The sequence below is a fragment of the Streptomyces vulcanius genome, assembly GCF_042653945.1.
Taxonomy (GTDB): Bacteria; Actinomycetota; Actinomycetes; order Streptomycetales; family Streptomycetaceae; genus Streptomyces; species Streptomyces mangrovi.
On the sequence record NZ_JBHSFK010000004.1, the window covers coordinates 75,334 to 92,336 of the forward strand.

16 protein-coding genes are annotated in these 17,003 nt (G+C 71.7%); 8 read left to right on the plus strand and 8 right to left on the minus strand.

Annotated features, from left to right (window positions below; all coding sequences use genetic code 11):
• Window positions 1–6 precede the first annotated feature (6 nt).
• Genes ACFPIH_RS07270 through ACFPIH_RS07290 form a run of 5 tightly spaced genes read left to right on the plus strand, consistent with a single transcriptional unit; the run spans window position 7 to window position 8,552 of the window.
• The gene (locus tag ACFPIH_RS07270; RefSeq protein ID WP_381169355.1) at window positions 7–2,175 is read left to right on the plus strand and encodes a GDSL-type esterase/lipase family protein; all 2,169 of its coding nucleotides are present in this window, start codon (window positions 7–9) and stop codon (window positions 2,173–2,175) included.
• Window positions 2,176–2,184: 9 nt separating this feature from the next.
• Window positions 2,185–3,612, plus strand: coding sequence for an alpha-L-fucosidase (locus tag ACFPIH_RS07275; RefSeq protein ID WP_381169357.1), 1,428 nt, complete (start codon window positions 2,185–2,187; stop codon window positions 3,610–3,612).
• A 4-nt stretch (window positions 3,613–3,616) separates the two neighbouring features.
• Window positions 3,617–4,540 (plus strand): DUF1349 domain-containing protein, encoded by a 924-nt coding sequence (locus tag ACFPIH_RS07280; RefSeq protein ID WP_381169359.1) that lies wholly within the window; start codon window positions 3,617–3,619, stop codon window positions 4,538–4,540.
• Window positions 4,537–5,433 (plus strand): beta-glucosidase, encoded by an 897-nt coding sequence (locus tag ACFPIH_RS07285; RefSeq protein WP_381169361.1) that lies wholly within the window; start codon window positions 4,537–4,539, stop codon window positions 5,431–5,433. Before ACFPIH_RS07280 ends, ACFPIH_RS07285 begins: the two co-directional genes overlap by 4 nt.
• Window positions 5,434–5,453: 20 nt before the next feature.
• Window positions 5,454–8,552 (plus strand): alpha-N-acetylglucosaminidase, encoded by a 3,099-nt coding sequence (locus ACFPIH_RS07290; protein ID WP_381169362.1) that lies wholly within the window; start codon window positions 5,454–5,456, stop codon window positions 8,550–8,552.
• Between the two features lie 42 nt (window positions 8,553–8,594).
• Here ACFPIH_RS07290 and ACFPIH_RS07295 read toward each other — a convergent pair whose 3' ends face one another.
• From ACFPIH_RS07295 to glnT, 6 genes are all read right to left on the minus strand, one after another.
• A complete protein-coding gene (locus ACFPIH_RS07295) occupies window positions 8,595–9,227 on the minus strand; it encodes a helix-turn-helix domain-containing protein (RefSeq protein ID WP_381169364.1) in 633 nt (210 codons plus the stop codon).
• 9 nt (window positions 9,228–9,236) lie between these two features.
• On the minus strand, window positions 9,237–10,322 hold the full coding sequence (locus ACFPIH_RS07300) for an FAD-dependent oxidoreductase (RefSeq protein ID WP_381169366.1): 1,086 nt from the start codon (window positions 10,320–10,322) through the stop codon (window positions 9,237–9,239).
• Complete coding sequence (locus ACFPIH_RS07305) at window positions 10,319–11,638, minus strand: FMN-binding glutamate synthase family protein (protein ID WP_381169368.1); 1,320 nt, start codon at window positions 11,636–11,638, stop codon at window positions 10,319–10,321. Before ACFPIH_RS07305 ends, ACFPIH_RS07300 begins: the two co-directional genes overlap by 4 nt.
• Window positions 11,639–11,742: 104 nt before the next feature.
• Entirely contained in the window at window positions 11,743–12,417 is a 675-nt protein-coding gene (locus ACFPIH_RS07310) for a GltB/FmdC/FwdC-like GXGXG domain-containing protein (RefSeq protein ID WP_381169370.1), read from the minus strand.
• Entirely contained in the window at window positions 12,405–13,280 is an 876-nt protein-coding gene (locus tag ACFPIH_RS07315; RefSeq protein WP_381169372.1) for a class II glutamine amidotransferase, read from the minus strand. The genes ACFPIH_RS07310 and ACFPIH_RS07315 overlap by 13 nt, the downstream gene beginning before the upstream one ends.
• 11 nt (window positions 13,281–13,291) lie before the next feature.
• Window positions 13,292–14,620 carry a type III glutamate--ammonia ligase gene (glnT, locus tag ACFPIH_RS07320; RefSeq protein ID WP_381169374.1) on the minus strand — a complete coding sequence of 443 codons (1,329 nt, stop codon included), beginning with the start codon at window positions 14,618–14,620 and terminating at the stop codon, window positions 13,292–13,294.
• An 82-nt stretch (window positions 14,621–14,702) separates the two neighbouring features.
• On the opposite strand from glnT, the gene ACFPIH_RS07325 reads away from it, so the two are divergent.
• Window positions 14,703–14,909 carry a hypothetical protein gene (locus ACFPIH_RS07325; RefSeq protein WP_381169376.1) on the plus strand — a complete coding sequence of 69 codons (207 nt, stop codon included), beginning with the start codon at window positions 14,703–14,705 and terminating at the stop codon, window positions 14,907–14,909.
• Between the two features lie 19 nt (window positions 14,910–14,928).
• Here the strand turns inward: ACFPIH_RS07325 and ACFPIH_RS07330 are convergent, their stop codons facing one another.
• Complete coding sequence (locus ACFPIH_RS07330; RefSeq protein WP_381169378.1) at window positions 14,929–15,063, minus strand: hypothetical protein; 135 nt, start codon at window positions 15,061–15,063, stop codon at window positions 14,929–14,931.
• 104 nt (window positions 15,064–15,167) lie between these two features.
• Here ACFPIH_RS07330 and ACFPIH_RS07335 point away from each other — a divergent pair, with 104 nt between their 5' ends.
• Together ACFPIH_RS07335 and ACFPIH_RS07340 are read left to right on the plus strand one after the other, a co-directional pair.
• Entirely contained in the window at window positions 15,168–15,668 is a 501-nt protein-coding gene (locus ACFPIH_RS07335; RefSeq protein ID WP_381169380.1) for a winged helix-turn-helix transcriptional regulator, read from the plus strand.
• Between the two features lie 210 nt (window positions 15,669–15,878).
• Window positions 15,879–16,214 (plus strand): hypothetical protein, encoded by a 336-nt coding sequence (locus ACFPIH_RS07340; RefSeq protein WP_381169382.1) that lies wholly within the window; start codon window positions 15,879–15,881, stop codon window positions 16,212–16,214.
• A 114-nt stretch (window positions 16,215–16,328) separates the two neighbouring features.
• Here the strand turns inward: ACFPIH_RS07340 and ACFPIH_RS07345 are convergent, their stop codons facing one another.
• Window positions 16,329–17,000: a hypothetical protein gene (locus tag ACFPIH_RS07345; RefSeq protein ID WP_381169384.1), complete on the minus strand. Its 672-nt coding sequence runs from the start codon at window positions 16,998–17,000 to the stop codon at window positions 16,329–16,331.
• Window positions 17,001–17,003 lie beyond the last annotated feature (3 nt).

A 17,003-nucleotide genomic window follows, 5' to 3' on the forward strand; every position in this document is an offset into this window, starting at 1 on the left:
GGACATGTGCTCGGACCACGTGGACACCTGCGGGGACACCCGCGCAGCCGGCTGCGCGGACACCGGGGATTCGCCGCCCTGGCGGCGGCCGTGGCGGCCGTCCTGGCGGCCCTGCTTCCGGTGACTCCCGCCGAAGCCGGGGCCCGGCAGCAAGGCTGGACAGGGACTTGGGCGACCGCGCAGCACGCGTCGTACGACCCGGGCACCTCTGAAGTGACCGTGCGGATCCCGGTGCGCGTCAGCGCGGGCGGGACGAGCGTCCGGATCCGGTTGACCAATGAGTTCACCGACCAGCCGGTGACGATCGGACACGCGACCGTGGGGCGGCGCGCGAGCGGCTCGTCCGTGTCCGGCCCGCGCGATCTGACGTTCGGCGGGAAGGAGGACGTGACGATCCCGGCCGGGGGGCAGGCGGCGAGCGACGGGGTGCGGATTCCCGTGGCCGCCCGAAGCGACCTGGTGGTCAGCCTGTACTTCCCCGGCAGGCTCACCCACATCAGCCAGCACTGGATGGGGCTGCAGACCGTCTACTGGACCCCGGACGGCGGCGGCGACCACACCGGGGACACCGGTGGCGACGCGTTCACCACGACCGACACCACCTTCCCGTTCCTCACCGGCGTCGACGTGCGGGGCGGGCCGACGCGGGGCTCTGTCGTCGCGCTCGGAGACTCCATCACCGACGGGGCCGCCTCCACCTCGGACGCCGACCGGCGCTGGCCCGACTACCTGGCGGCCCGGCTGTCGGCCTGTACCTCCCCCGCCGGAGTGCTGAACGAGGGCATCAGCGGGAACCGCATCACGGCCGGGACCGACGGCAACCCCTCGGCACTTCAGCGGCTGGAGCGCGATGTGCTGTCCCAGCCGGGCGCCCGGACGGTGATCCTCTTCGAGGGCGTCAACGACCTCAGCTGGGGCGGCGCCACCGGCGACCAGGTGATCGACGGCATGAAGGAGATCGCGCGGCGGGCCCACGCCCGCGGGCTGCGGGTGATCGGCGCGACCGTGGTCCCGTACCGGGGCTGGGGTGACTACTGGACCGAGGCCAAGGAGGCCGACCGGCAGCAGGTCAACACCTTCGTACGCGACGGCGGCGTCTTCGACGGCTACGCCGACTTCGACAGGGCGGTACGGGATCCGGACGACCCCACGCGCCTCGCCGCCGCGTTCGACTCCGGTGACCATCTGCATCCCAACGACACCGGCATGAAGGCGTTCGCCGACGCGGTCGACCTCGTCGGCCTCGGGGTGGCCCGCGACTGCCCCTCGGCCCGTGTCCGGCTCACCCCGTACCGCCCGAGCCTCCCGGCCGGCCGCACCACGGAGATCACCGCGACCGTCACCAACACCGGCCCCAAGGCGGTCACCCGGGTCACCACCGGGCTGCGCCTGCCGGCCGGCTGGACCGCCCAGGCGGAGGGGAAGACGGGTACCGACTCCCTTGCCTCCGGCGGGAGTTACACCGTCACCTGGCGCGTGACCCCGTCCGTCGACGCGGCATGGGGGCCGTACGACATCGGCGTGGGCACCGCCTTCCGGCAGGGCGGCCGGACGCGCCACGACACCGACAGCGTGACCGGCGACGTCACCCCCGTCCCGTCCGCCGTCCAGCCCCCGTACCGGACGTTCGCCACCACCGACGACGCCCAATACGCCCAGAACGACGGCCAGTTCGCGATCTGGGCCGGCGGTCAGGACCTGGCCGGCTGGAAGGACGAGAAGGCCGCCATCCATGTGCCGGATGCCGTACCCGCCTCGGGCAGCCTCACCGCCCGGCTCGTCGGCCAGACCGGCAGCGGGCCCTCCGCCAAGGCCGGGATCGCCGTCGCGAACGACCTGACCGCCCCGGAGAACGGCGGCTACGCCGTGCTCACCATGTCGAAGTCGTACGGCGTGGAGTTCATGACCGACAGCGACGGCGACGGGCGCCTCGACACCTGGGCGGGTGGCGGCTCCTCGTACCACCCTGCCTGGCTCCGCATCACCCGCGACGGCACCGCCTACACCGCGTACTCCAGTACCGACGGCACCGCCTGGCAGCGGATCGGGACCGCGACCGTGCCGTCCGCCGCGGACGGCGGCCTCGACGCGGGGATGGTCGCGAGCGCCGTCAACCTCAACTACCCCGGCCAGACCACCACAGCCGTCTTCGACTCCTTCTCCACCACCGACTGAGAGGTTCTTGTGAACGTCAGCCGCAGACGCTTCCTGACCACGGCCACCGCACTCGGCTCGGCAGTGCTCCTGGCCCCACCCGGCGCCGCCCACGCGATCAGCGGCGGCATCCCCGACTACGCGCCCACCAGGGCGTCCCTCGACACCCACCCCGTACCGCGCTGGTACAAGGACGCGAAGTTCGGCATCTTCGTCCACTGGGGTGTCTACTCGGTTCCCGCCGGCTCCGCCCGGCAGATGGCCGCCGAGTGGTACCTCTGGTATCAGAGCTTCAATACCGATCCCACCTGGAAGTACCACCGCGACACCTACGGCCAGGACTTCCTCTACGACGACTTCATCCCGCAGTTCACGGCCGAGAACTACGACCCGGACGCCTGGGTGCGGCTGTTCGAGCAGGCGGGTGCCGAGTACTTCGCGCTGACCAGCAAGCACCACGACGGATTCGCCCTGTGGCCCAGCGAGGTGACGGACCGTCATGCCGGGAAGTACGGCCCGAAGCGCGACCTGGTCGGCGAGCTGATGACGGCCGCCCGCAAGCGCGGCAGGGTGCGGCCCGGCCTGTACTACTCGCTCGGCGAGTTCTTCAATCCGGCGATCGGCCGGCCGATGAAGAACTTCTACACCGGTGAGGAGGTCCCGATGACCGGCTACAGGCCGGTCGACGACTACATCGGGGACTACGAACTGAAGCAGCTGTACGAGATCGTGGACCGCTACGACCCGGAGCTGCTCTGGGCGGACGGCCAGTGGTTCCGGCCGACCGGTGAACCGCCGTGGCGCAGCGAGGAGCCCATCTCCCACTACTACAACCAGGCCAAGAACCGCCGAAAGCCCAAGGGTGTCGTGGTCAACGACCGCTTCGACACGCACTTCGACTTCGCCACCTACGAACAGCGCACCAATCCCACGATGGACCCCCAGAAGTGGGAGTGCTGCATCACGATGGGCTACTCCTGGGGCTACAACAAGTTCGAGGTCGAGGAGGACTACAAGACCTCCGAGTTCCTCGTCCATCTGCTCGCCGACGTGACCAGCAAGAACGGCAACCTGCTGCTGAACATCGGGCCGAAGCCGGACGGCACCATCCCGGACGTCATGCAGCGGCGGCTGCGGGACATCGGCGCCTGGCTGAACGTCAACGGGCCCGCGATCTACGGCTCGACGCCCTGGGTGCGGGCCGAGGAGGAGGGCAGCCCGCTCGGCATCCGGTACACCGTCAGCCCGGGCAAGTTCAACATCATCGTGCTGGGCGCCCCCAGCGGCACCCTTTCCGTGCCCGCGGACATCCCCCTCTCCGCGACCTCGCGGATCCGGCTGCTCGGCCACGACAGGCCGCTGAAATGGACACGTTCCGACGGCAAGGTCCACATCAGCGTCCCGGAGACGCTGCCCAGCGAACTCGCCAACACCTTCACCGTCGACTGGGAGCGATGAGCACATGGGTACGGACACCCTCGGCCCCACCCTCACCGTCACCACCGAACCCTCCGCACCGGCCGGCGGCGACGCCGTCACCGCCACCGCCGTCCTCGTCAACGACTGCCCGTTCCCGCTGCGCGGCGCCGTCCTGTACCTGGTGGACCCGGGCAGGGCGACCGCCGCACGCACCGTCCCGCTCGGTGATCTGCGCCGCGGCGCCAGGGTCACCCGCAGCTGGCGCACGTCGATGCCGGCCGACGTCGCCGGGGACGTCGCGTTCACCGCGCACGTCCTCTTCGACGTGGACGGCCGCAGCGCCGACTGTGCGCGGGCCGCGAAGACCGTCAGCGTGCCCTACGAGCCGAACGGGGTGCGGGACCCGTACCGGACGTTCGCCACCACGGGCGACGCCCAATTCGGCCAGTACGGCAGCCAGTTGGTGGTCTGGGCGGGCGGCGGCGACCTGTCCGGCGGCCGTGACGAGAAGGGCGGCATCCTCCTTCCCGGCTCCGCAGCCGCGTCGAGCGTGGTGCAGGTCAAGACGGTCGGCCTCACCGGCAGCGACAACCCGTCCGCGAAGTACGGGATCGCCGTCGCGAACGACCTGACCGCGCCGGAGCGGGGCGGCTACGCCGTGCTCACCATGTCGAAGTCGTACGGCCTGGAGTTCATGACCGACAGCGACGGCGACGGACACCTCGACACCTGGGCCGGCGGCGGCGCTTCCAGCCACCCCGCGTGGCTGCGCCTGGTCCGCTCCGGCACCACCTACACCGCGTACTCCACCACCAACGGCCTCGCCTGGAACGAGATCGCGAGCGCGACCGTGTTCTCGGCGAGCGGCACCCTGGACGTCGGCGTGGTGGCGAGCGCCGTGAACCTCAATTATCCCGGCACGACGGTCCGGGCCGTGTTCGACCACTTCACCGTGGGGGAATCATGAACGCCTACCGCCCCGAGGAGGACTTCCTCGCGCCGCCCGTCTCGCTCACGGTCACCCCGCCCGCCCCCGACGCGGGCCAGGCAGTGACGCTGACGGCCACCCTCACCAACAGCACCGGGATCTCGCTGCGCGGCACCGTGCTGTACCTGGCCGTGGACGACACGGCGGAACCGGACAGCCTGGGCAGCCTCGCGCCCGGACGGTCGGTTACCCGCACCTGGCGGACCCGGCTCGCTGAGGACGCCGAGGGCCGGATCGTGTTCACCGCGCACGCCCTCTTCGACGTGCACCGGCACGGCTCCGACTGCACCCGGGCCAGTTCCTCCGTCCTGCTGCCGTACCGCTCACTGCCCGGAGCCTTCGACAACGCGGGGATCGCCTCCGACGACGCCCTCACCGTCGCCAACATCGACGGCTCCAACTCCAGTCTGTCGGCCGAGGCGCTGGCGTCGGTGGGGCTGACTCCGGGGGCCACGGTCACGTACGGCGGGGTGCCCTTCACCTGGCCGGAGACCCGGCCCGGGAGCAAGGACAACGTCGTCTCCGCCGGCCAGACCGTGCTGCTGTCCGGCTCCGGTTCCCGGCTGTCCTTCCTCGGCACCAGCACCTGGGGCGAGGGCAGGGGCGACGGCAAAATCGTCTACACCGACGGCACCGAGCAGGCGTTCCCGGTCGCCGTCCCCGACTGGTACGGGACGCACCCCTCCGCCGCGGTGGTGCTGCCCTACCGCCACATCACCACCGGCCGGGACGACACCCCCGTCAGCCTGTTCACCTTCGGCGTCGAGCTGGCGGCCGGCAAGGAGCTGCGCTCCCTGGTCCTGCCCAAGGTCAGCGACGGCCTCCAGTCGGGCGTCCCCGCCCTGCACATCTTCGCCATGACGGTCAACTGAGCTTTCCCGGAAGGACGTTCATGCTCGACAACCGAGGCGATCTCGGCATCACAGGTGTCACCCGCAGACGGATCCTCACGGGTGCGGTCGCGCTGGGCGGCGCCGCGCTGCTGACCCGCCCGCAGGGCGCGTACGCGGCCGACGGCGTCCCGTTCGACACCGCTCCCGCCGCAGCCGCGCTGAAGCGTCTGCTTCCCGACCACCACCGGCAGCTCACCCTGCGGGCCGTCGACGACGACACGGACCGCTTCCGGGTCACCGGCCGGGCCGGGCACATCACGGTGGAGGGCACCAGCCCCGCCGTGCTGCTCACGGGCCTCCACACCTATCTGCGGCGGACCGCGTACGCCTCCGTCTCCTGGACCGGCGAGCAGTTGCGCCTGCCGCGCACCCTCCCCGCGCCCGCCGAGGAGATCACGGGAACGGCCGACGTGCCGCACCGCTTCGCCTTCAACGACACCAACGAGGGCTACACCGGCGCCTACCGCGACTGGGACGCCTGGCAGCGCGAACTGGACGTCCTGGCCCTGCACGGAGTCAACCGGGTCCTCGTCTACACCGGCGGCGACGCGGTGTACTACGACACCTTCCGCCGTTTCGGCTACTCCGACGCCGCGCTGCGCGCCTGGATCCCGGCCCCCGCCCACCAGCCCTGGTGGCTGCTGCAGAACATGTCGGGCTTCGGCGGACCCGTCTCCCGGCAGCTCATCGAGCGACGTGCCGCGCTCGCCGAGAAGATCGTCGACCGGATACGCGACCTGGGCATGACGCCGGTCCTGCCGGGCTACTACGGCAGCGTCCCGGACGACTTCCCCGCCCGGCACGGCGGGGACGCCGCGGTGGTGGCGCAGGGCAACTGGGGCGCCTTCAAACGCCCCGACTGGCTCGACCCGCGCACCACGGCCTTCGACGACGTGGCCGCCGCCTTCTACCGGGCCCAGACGGAGCGGTTCGGCGCGAGCACGATGTACAAGATGGACCTGCTGCACGAGGGCGGCAACCCCGGTGACGTGCCGGTGGGCGAGGCCGCGCGGGCCGTCGAGGCGGCGCTGCAGAAGGCCCACCCGGGAGCCGTCTGGGCCATTCTCGGCTGGCAGACCAACCCGTCCAGGGCGCTGCTCGACGGCGTCGACAAGAGCCGGATGCTGATCGTGGACGGTCTGTCCGACCGCTACACCACCGTCACCGACCGCGAGAGCGACTGGGGCGGCACCCCGTACGCCTTCGGCAGCATCTGGAACTTCGGCGGCCACACCCCGATCGGCGCCAACGCCCCGGACTGGGTGGAGCAGTACCCCAAGTGGCGTGACAGGGAAGGCAGTTCGCTCGCCGGTATCGCCGCGATGCCGGAGGCCGCCGACAACAACGCGCCCGCCCTGGCCCTCCTCACCGACCTGGCCTGGACGCCCGGCGTCATCGACCTGGACGACTGGTTCGCCGCGTACGCCCTCTCCCGCTACGGCGGCCCCGACCGGCACGCCGCCGCGGCCTGGCAGACGATCCGCGACACCGCGTACAACATGTCCCGCGCGGACGCCTGGAGCGAGGCACCCGACGGCCTGTTCGGCGCCCGTCCGAACCTGATGGCTGACAAGGCCGCCGCCTGGGGCCCGGAGAAGGACCGCTACGACACCACGGCCTTCGACGCGGCCCTCACCGAACTCCTCGCGGTTCGCGCGGAGTTGAGGGACAGCTCGGCCTACCGGTACGACGTCGTCGACGTGGCCCGGCAGGTCCTGTCCAACCGCAGCCGGGTCCTGCTGCCGCAGATCAAGGCCGCGTACGACGCCGGGCAGAAGGCCCTGTTCGGCAGGCTGACCAGGACCTGGCTGGACTGGATGGACCTCCTCGACGACCTGCTGGCGTCCTCCGGTCCGCACCTGCTCGGCCGGTGGCTGGCCGACGCACGCTCCTGGGGCGCCGACCGGGCCGAGAAGGACCGCCTGGAGTACGACGTCCGCTCCCTCCTCACCACCTGGGGCGGACGCGCCAGCAGCGACGAGGGCCTGCACGACTACGCGAACCGGGAGTGGGCCGGGCTGGTCGGCGGCCTGTACCGGACCCGCTGGAAGACGTACTTCGCCGCGCTGACCGCCGGCAAGGACCCGGCGACGATCGACTGGTTCGCCCTGGAGGACCGCTGGGCGCACGCGCACGAGACGCACCCGACCGAGCCCCACGGCTCCCCGTACGCCCTGGCCCGCCGGGTGCGCGACCTGCTCGCCGCCACTCCCCATCAGGCGGTGCTCACCGCGGGGGCCGACCGGGGCGCGGTGGCCGAGGGCACGCCGGCGACGGTGACGGTCACCTTCACCAACAAGAACGGGTTCGCCGCGGCACGCGGGGTGACCCTCTCCGTCACCGCCCCCGAGGGCATGGCGGTGAAGCCGCTCGATCCGGTGCGCACGGCGTCGGTGGCGTCCGGCGAGACGTTCGCCGCTCGCTTCGAGGTCTCCCTGGCGGGTGAGCCGACGGAACTGGTCGGCCAGGTCGTCGCGGCGGCGTCGTACACGGGCGGTGGCAAGGCGGTCGCGCCGCTGCGGCTGGTGGCCGCGGCCGGGGTCGGCGACCCGTACCGCACGGTCTCCTACAACGACGCCGTGTTCGGGCGGGCCGGCGACGAGATCGCCGTCGAGGGCGCCGGGGCCGACCTGTGGGGCGGCACCAACGAGTTCGGGGCGGTGTACCGGGCGGGCGCGTACGGCGACGGGACGGTGGCCGAGGTCACGGTCACGTCCCAGGACGCGACCGGGGGCTGGGCACGGGCGGGCCTCGTCGTCCGCGACGACCTGGGCGCTCAGGGGAGCGCGGGCTATGTGAACCTGGCGGTCACACCGTCCAACGGCTGCGCGCTGAGCTGGGACGCCGACGGTGACGGCCGTTTCGACTCGATCGCGCTGTCGGGCTCCTTCACCGCGCCGGTGCGGCTGCGGCTGACCAGGTCCGGCGCCTCGTACACCGGGGAGGCCAGCACCGACGGCGTCACCTGGACGACGGTGGGCACGGCCACACCGGGAGGCGTGTCCGCCGTACAGGACATCGGGGTCTTCATGACCGCGGCCAACGGCTGGACCGGCACACGGGGCATCGCCACCTTCGACGGATTCACGGTGACCTGATCTCACGCGGCGTGATCCGCGGCCTCCGCGCGCGATGCACTGTCAGTGCTGGGGGCTGTCGCCGAAGGCCGTCACCGTCAGGAAGCGGATCGGTAGCTCGACCAGCCGTTCCGGGCCGTGCGGGGCCTCGCCGTCGAACTGGAGGGCGTCGCCGGGGCGCAACGTGTAGCTGGATTTCCCGTGGCCGTAGACCATGACGCCCTCCAGCAGGTAGATGATCTCCGTGCCGGCGTGCTGGAAGAGCGGGAAGACCTCACTGGACTCGGTGAGGGTGACCAGCAGGGCGTCCATGCGCTTGTGGGCGCCCCGGAGTGAGCCGAGCTGGGCGTACTCGTGGCCGACGCGGGTGCCCCGCCGGACGATGCGGGCGCCGTGCCCGGCGGGGACGAAGACCGCCTCGCGTTCGTCGTCCATGCCGCGGAACAGGGCGGTGACCGGGACGTCGAGACCGCGCGCGAGCCGGGAGAGCGTGGTGAGACTGCACGCGGTCTGGGCGTTCTCGATCTTCGACAGCATGGCCTTGGAGATGCCGACGCGCTGCGCCATCTCGCCGACCGACAGCCCGGCCGCCTGCCGGTACTCGCGGGCCCGGACCGCGATGACGCGCTCCAGCGCCTTGTCGTCGGAAACCTCGGAGGTCCCGGAACTCTCCGCGGGGGTGGGGTGCTCGGTCACCGGCGCATCCTATGCCGTGCGGTCCAGGCGGAACCTGGGGTGGGGCTCGGCGCGGCCGGTGGCGAGGTCGGCGGCCATCGAGCCGATGAGCGGCGCGAACTTCGCGCCGTGTCCGGAGCACGGGGAGGCGATGACGAGGGGGCCGCGGCGGTCCAGGACGAAGTCCTCGTCGGGGGTGGTGGTGTAGAGGCAGGTGGTCTCGGCGACCGGGACGGGGTCGAGCCCCGGGAGCCGGTCGCGGACGAGGTCGCTCACGCGGGTGCGCGAGGCGGGGTCGACGATCCCGCTGCGGGTGCCGGCCGTGGTCGGGGTGCCGCGGTCGTGTTCGGCGACCTTGACCGCGGGCCGCGGGCCGCCGTCACCGCCGGACGGCAGTCCGAAGACCTCCATCGACTCGTCCTTGGAGACCAGGATCGGCCAGGCGACGTACGGCCCCCGCTGCCGGAAGTGGAAGACCTGCTGCTGGGTGACCGTCAACGGCGGTAGCGCGACGGGCAGTTCGAGCTCGGGCAGCCACGCCCCGGCCGCGATCACCACCGTGTCGGCGGTGAGCTCACGCCTGTCGTCCGTGCGCAGGCGCACCTTCTCCTGTACGTCGACGCCGATGACGCGTACGCCGATCCACGCGTCCGCGCCATGCTCGATCGCCCGCCGCACGCAGGCCGCGACGGTCTCGTCGGCGTCGATGACCCCCGCGTCCGGTTGGTACAGCACCGGGCCCGGGAAGCGGATGTACGGCCAGCGCTCGGCGGCGGCCCGCTCACCGAGGAGTTCGTACGGCACTCCGGCCGCGCCCAGTACGGCGGCCAGCCCCTGCGGGTCGCGTCCTTCGCCCAGGTCGAGGCCACCGGTGGTGCGCAGCAGGGGAGTCGAGCTGTCGTGCTCCAGCTCGCGCCACTCCTCGCGGGCCCGGCCGGTCAGGCCGACGTAGAGGGGGTCGGCGTAGGCGCGTCGGAAGATGCGCGAGGTGCCGTGCGAACTGCCGTGCCGGTGGCCGATGTCGTAGGCCTCGATCAGGGTGACCTCGTGGCCCCGCCGGGCCAGCTGCCAGGCGGTGGCGGCGCCCATGAGCCCGGCGCCGACGACGGCGATCACCGCGACGCCCCGGGGATCCAGTCGGTGCCGGCGAGGGGGACCCGGGCCATGGCGGCGGACTCGATGGTGAGGGCGACCAGGTCCTCGGGTTCCAGGTGGAGGAGGTGGGCCTTGCCGCAGGCGCGGGCGAGGGTCTGGGCCTCCATGGTCATCACGCGGAGGTAGTTGGCGAGTCGGCGACCGGCCTCCACCGGGTCGAGTCGGGCCGAGAGTTCCTCGTCCTGGGTGGAGATACCGGCGGGGTCGCGGCCGTCCTGGTAGTCGTCGAAGTAACCTGCGGCGGAGCCGAGTTCGCGGTACTCGGCGTCGTACTTCGGGTGGTTGTCGCCCAGGGCGATCAGGGCGGCCGTGCCGATGGCGACGGCGTCCGCGCCCAGGGCGAGGGCCTTGGCCATGTCGGCGCCGCCCCGGATGCCGCCGGAGACGATGAGCTGGACCTCGCGGTGGACGCCCAACTCCTGCAGCGCCCGGACGGCTTGGGGCAGGGCGGCCAGGGTGGGGATGCCGACGTGCTCGATGAAGACGTCCTGGGTGGCGGCCGTACCGCCCTGCATACCGTCGACGACCACGACGTCGGCGCCGGCGTGGACGGCGAGCTTGACGTCGTAGTACGTCCGGGTCGCGCCGACCTTCACATAGACCGGCTTCTCCCAGTCGGTGATCTCGCGCAGTTCGAGGATCTTGATGGCGAGGTCGTCGGGGCCGGTCCAGTCGGGGTGGCGGCAGGCGCTGCGCTGGTCGACGCCGACGGGCAGCGTCCGCATGCCGGCGACCCGTTCGGTGATCTTCCGGCCGAGCAGCATGCCTCCGCCGCCGGGTTTGGCGCCCTGGCCGAGGACGACCTCGATGGCGTCGGCGGCGCGCAGGTCGTCGGGGTTCATTCCGTAGCGGGACGGCAGGTACTGGTGGACGAGGTGCTTGGAGTGGCCCCGTTCCTCCGGGGTCATGCCTCCGTCGCCGGTGGTCGTCGAGGTGCCCACCTCACTGGCGCCACGGCCGAGGGCCTCCTTGGCCTGGGCGGACAGCGCGCCGAAGCTCATGCCGGCGATGGTGACGGGGGTGGCGAGCCGCAGGGGCTGCTTCGCGTGCCGGGAGCCAAGGACGACGTCCGTGTCGCAGCGCTCGCGGTAACCCTCCAGCGGATAGCGGGACATGGAGGCACCGAGCAGCAACAGGTCGTCGAAATGCGGAAGCCGACGCTTGGCGCCCCAACCCCGGATGTCATAGATACCGGTCTCGGCGGCGCGCTGGATGGCGTGGATGGTGGCACGGTCGAAGGTGGCCGACTCACGCAGGCCGTGGGATGCGGTTTCCAACGTCAACTCCTCGAGTGGGACGGGCTCTAGCACCCCTTGGGGGCGCGGGGAACTGCGCGACCGGCCACATCCGGCCCGCAGATGAACACGGCCTCCCAGCGGAGCTAGTACGCAGCCGTGTTGTCGACCTTGAAGTGGTACAGCTCCCGGGCGGAGCCGTAGCGCCGGAAGTCGGCGGGGTCCTCGTCCCGCTCGGCCGCCTTCAGCAACTCCGCCAGCTCGGCGAGGTGTTCACCCCGCATCTCCTTCTCCACACAGTCCGCGCCGAGCGACTTGACCGTCCCGCGGACGTAGATCCGGGCCTCGTACAGCGAGTCCCCCAGCGCGTCGCCCGCGTCGCCGCAGACGACCAGCCGTCCGGCCTGGCCCATGAACGCGCTCATGTGGCCCACGTTTCCGCCGACGACGATGTCCACGCCCTTCATGGAGATCCCGCACCGGGCGGACGCGTCCCCGTCGATGACCAGAAGCCCCCCGTGGGCGGTGGCGCCGGCCGACTGGGACGCGTTGCCGCGCACGCGCACCGTGCCGGACATCATGTTCTCGGCGACTCCGGTACCCGCGTTTCCGTGGACGGTGACGGTGGCGCGCTGGTTCATGCCCGCGCAGTAGTAGCCGACATGTCCTTCGACGTCCACGGCGAGATCCTCCCGGATGCCGCAGGCCACGGCGTGCGCGCCCCGTGGATTGAGGATGCGCCAGGCCGCCGCCGAGGGCGTGTGCAGCGCCTGGTTGAGCTCCCGTACCGGGGTCTCGGCCAGGTCGATCAGCGTCGCCATACGTACACCTCTTCCGGCTCGGGTTCGAAGATGCGGGCGTTCTCGACGCCGGGCAGGACGTCGAGGGCGCGGTACTCGGAGGCCATCGCGACCCATGCGTCGGTCTCGGCGACGAGGGCCGGCTTGCAGGCGATGGCGTCGCGGACGACCGCGAAGGAGTCGCTCGTGGACACCAGCAGCGTGTAGAACCCGTCGAACCGCTCGCACAGCAGCCGCAGCGCCTTCTCCAGGTCGGCGCCCTCGGAGAGCTGGTGCGCGATGAAGCGGGCGCCGACCTCGGAGTCGTTCTCGCTGTCGAACTCCACGCCCCGGGCGCGCAGTTCACGGCGGATGGTGGCGTGGTTGGCGAAGGAGCCGTTGTGCACCAGGCATTGACCGGGGCCGACCGAGAAGGGGTGGGCCCCCTCGGGGGTCACGGCGGACTCGGTGGCCATGCGGGTGTGACCGACGCCCTGGTGGCCGACGACGCCGGCGAGCCCGAAGGCGTCCGCCAACTCCACCGGATTTCCGGTGCCCTTGAGTACGGCCATGTCGGTGCCGGAGCCGATGACGGTGGCGTGCGGCAGTACCGCCGGGACGGCTGCGAGCAGGGCGGCGATGGAAAGGTCCGCGTGCACCACCGTGGTGGCGTCGGCAGCCACGGCCACGGCGCCGGGCAGCGCGGCCTCCGCCTCGGCCGGCGTGACCCCGAGCAGCGAGACGACGGCCCGGCCCGGCGGGGACAGGCGCGGGTCGCCGTAGACAGCGACCCCCGCCGAGTCCGGTCCGCGTTCGACGACCTGGCCCAGCATCGCGCTCAGCAGCTCGCCGAGCCGTGGTTCGAGTGACGGCTCACGCAGATGGAGCCCCACGATTCCGCACATCCCAAGTCCTCTCAGAAGGCGGTCAGATAGCGGTCGAGCTCCCAGGGGCCGACCGTGGCGTGCCAGTCGAAGAACTCCTCGCGCTTGAGGGCGGCGAAGTACCGGCTCACCCCGGTGCCGACGGCGTCCAGGGCGCCGCTGATCACGTCGTCCGCCTGAAGCGCCTCGACGGCGTGCAGCAGGGTCGGCGGGAGTTCGGGGCCCTTGCCTCCCGCGCCCGGTTCGCCGGGGTCGAGGCCGCGCTCGATGCCGTCGAGGCCGGCGGCGAGGGCGGCGGCAGCGGCGAGGTAGGGGTTGGCGGCGCCGTCTCCGCCGCGCAGTTCGATGCGGTTGCCGTCGGGGACGCGCACGAAGTGGGTGCGGTCGTTGCCGCCGTACCCCGCGACGCGGGGTGACCAGGTGGCGCCCGAGCGGGTGTTCACCGCGCCGGTGCGCTTGTAGGAGTTGACCGTCGGCGCGATGACGGCCTGGAGGGCACGCGCGTGCTCGACGATCCCGGCGACGAAGGAGTAGGCGAGCGGGGAGAGGCCGAGGCCGCGCCCGTCGGTGGCGTCGGGGAACGTGGGATCGTCGCCACGCCAGAGCGACATGTGCAGGTGCATGCCGGTGCCGGTGCGGTCGGTGAACGGCTTCGGCATGAACGTGGCGGTCATACCGCGCTGTTCGGCCAGCACCGACACCAGGTACCGCATGGTGATGACCCGGTCGGCGGTGGTGAGGGCGTCGGCGTGCTGGAAGTTCTGCTCGAACTGGCCGTTGCCGTCCTCGTGGTCGTTGGCGTAGTTGCCCCAGCCGAGGGAGTTCATGGCGGTGGAGACCGCGGTGAGGTGGTCGTACATCCGGGTCAACCCGCGTGCGTCGTAACAGGGTTGGGCAGCGGTGTCCCGGGCGTCGGCGACGCTGAGCACACCGTGCTCGTCCCGGTTGACGAGGAAGTACTCGATCTCGGCGCCCACGGAGAGGGACAGCCCCTGCGCGGCGGCCCGCTCCAGCAGCCCGCGCAGGATGACACGCGGGGCGTACGGCCAGGGTTCCCCCTCCACGTGCGGGTCGCAGTGGACGAGCGCGAGACCGGGCTTGACGAAGGGGACGGGTGTGTACGAGGAGGCGTCCGGCCGGGCGATGACGTCGGGGTCGCTGGGCTGCTGGCCGAGCGCGCCGGCCGCGTACCCGGCGAAACCGACGCCCGCGTCACGGAGTTCCTCGACGGCCTGGGCCGGGACGAGCTTGGCGCACGGCTTGCCGGTCAGGTCGACGAAGACGGCCAGCACGAACTCGATGCCATCGGCGCGGACCAGCTCGGCGAGATCGGGGGCGTCCGCTTCCGGGTCGGTCGTCATGGGCCCCTCCCAGGGTGTCCACTGCGGTGAATCACTGTTGCATACGAGTAGACCCCTTTGGCATTACGGAGGGATTTCCGCCGTGGAAGCTCCCCGTAAGCCGAAGGGCCGGGCACCGCCCCCGAAGAGGCGGAACCCGGCCCGGACGGTCCGTCAGGACACGACGGCTGACGGTTCGTCGGACGTCAGCCCGGACGGCGACGGGGCGGAACGCGTGATGCGCGAGCACGTCCGCCGCAGCCGCCAGGCCCTCGTGGCGGACATGGACGAACGGCGGCAGCAGAGCTGAGGAGCTTTCGGGCCGGGAGTCAGGCGCCCGGCATCGGGAACAGCATGTATGTGCCGCCGACGGCGCGGACCTTGCCCGTGTCGGCCGTGACCGGACGGAGGAACTTCACCGAGACGGCCGGATCCTCCCAGTCGTATGTACGAGACCGTTCCATGCGGCTGTGCTTCCTCCCTCGCCCCTGACTCTGCCCGGCGAAGCCAGCTCTCACCGAAGCTGGCTGTCAATGACAAAGCCAGGTGGCCTCTCTACGATGACGGCATGAAGTGGCTCGAGATGAGCACCGAGAACTGCCCGGTCCAGCGCACCCTCGACGTCGTCGGCGAGAAGTGGACGCTGCTGATCCTGCGGGACGCCTTCAACGGGGTCCGCCGTTTCGACGACCTCCGCCGCCATGTCGGGCTCTCGGACGCGGTGCTCGCCGACCGGCTCCGCAAGCTGGTCGCGGCCGGGATCCTCAAGACCGTCCCCTATCAGGAACGCGGCAGCCGGACCCGGCACGAGTACCGCCTGACCCGCAGGGGCCGGGATCTGTGGCCCGTCCTCGTGGCGCTGCGGCAGTGGGGCGAGACGTATGTCGCCGACCCGGAGGGGCCCGTGCTGGACATCAGCCATGGCGCGTGCGGGTCTCCGGTGCGTGTGGTCGTCGAGTGCTCCGGGGAGCACACCGAGCTGACTCCGGCCGAGGTCACCGTCCGACCGGGACCGGCCGCACGACGGCGCCCCGGCTCGAAGGACGGTGAACCCGATGTCCATGCATGAGATCGAGGACCTGGTCGCGGACTCGGTCCGTGTCCTCACCCCGACTACGCCGAGCGGTCCGCCTGTTTCGACGCGCTGACAGACTTCACCGAGCTGCGCACGTTCGACGAGGACGCCCCCGGCTTCGACGGCTACGGCTCCTGGCTCGAAGACGGCTACGTCGATCCGCCGTTCCTCTACTGCGACGCCGGCACCGCGCTGTGGCGGCGCATGGCCACCGCCGGCGAACTCCGCGGTCCCGACGCCGCCCCGCCCCGCCGCACCCCGCTGATCGACGTGGTCCGCGAGGTCGCCGTCGCCGCCGAGAAGGCGCGGGACCACGAACTCATCGGCATGTGGTACGCGTTCGGCTGCGAAACCCTCCTCGGCGGCCCCGCGGGCTGTCCCTTCGACGTCGCCGAACTCGCCGACATGCCCGCCGTGCAAGACCTGCGCGCCGTGGTCCGCCGCACCGACGCCCTGCCCATCGCGCAGCGGTCGCCCTACGCCGTCCCCGTGGAGTTCACCGACCACCACGACCTCGAAGCCTGGTGGTGGCAGCTGTAGGTCCCGGACACCCGTGCGGACTTGAAGGGGAACTGCACATGCTCCTCCCCCGCAAGGCACTGGGCGGCGTACCTGACGTCGTCGGCGGGCGTTCGGTGACGCCCTCGCCCGGTTTCAGCGACCCGGCCGCCGGAAGTGGGCGTAGGGCGGATACGCCTTGAAGCAGATCATCACCTCGAAGGGGTGCCCGCCGCCAGGCGCCTGGACCAGTGCGGGGAGCGCATCCATCAACGCCGAGTGGCCCTCGCTGACGCGCTTCTGGCGCGGGCCCCAGCCCGCCGCGTAGGCGAAGCCCGTGGCGGCCTCGGCGAAGACGTCCCGGCTGCCGAACAGGAAGAACGTCCGGGCGTGGGTGGCGTGCCGCAGTTCGTCCCGGAAATCGGCCCGGTCCCGGCGTTCTCGCCAGGAGGCGGCGTCCCGGGCGGTACGTGCCTCGTCGGTGCGGACGGTCAGCGCGGCACCGTTCACCAGCTTGCGCCGCACCTCGGGCCATCTGCTGGGGCGCAGGCCCAGCGTGTGATGGGCCAGCACGAGGTCGACCAGCTCGCCGACGCCCTCGTCGGGAGGAAGGCTCTCGCGCAGCGGTACGTGGACGATCGTGTGCCGGGAACAGGCGGCGAAGGAGAACAGGCCCGCGAGCCGGTTGAGCCCGTCATGGTCGCCGAGCAGCAGGCCGATGGGTTCGGGGGCGCGCAGCGAGGTATGGCGAAGGGGCTGCCAGGGCTGGACGACACGATGTTCGTGCGGCCCGGTCCGGGGCCTGAACTGGCGCAGCCTCAGCCGCATGCG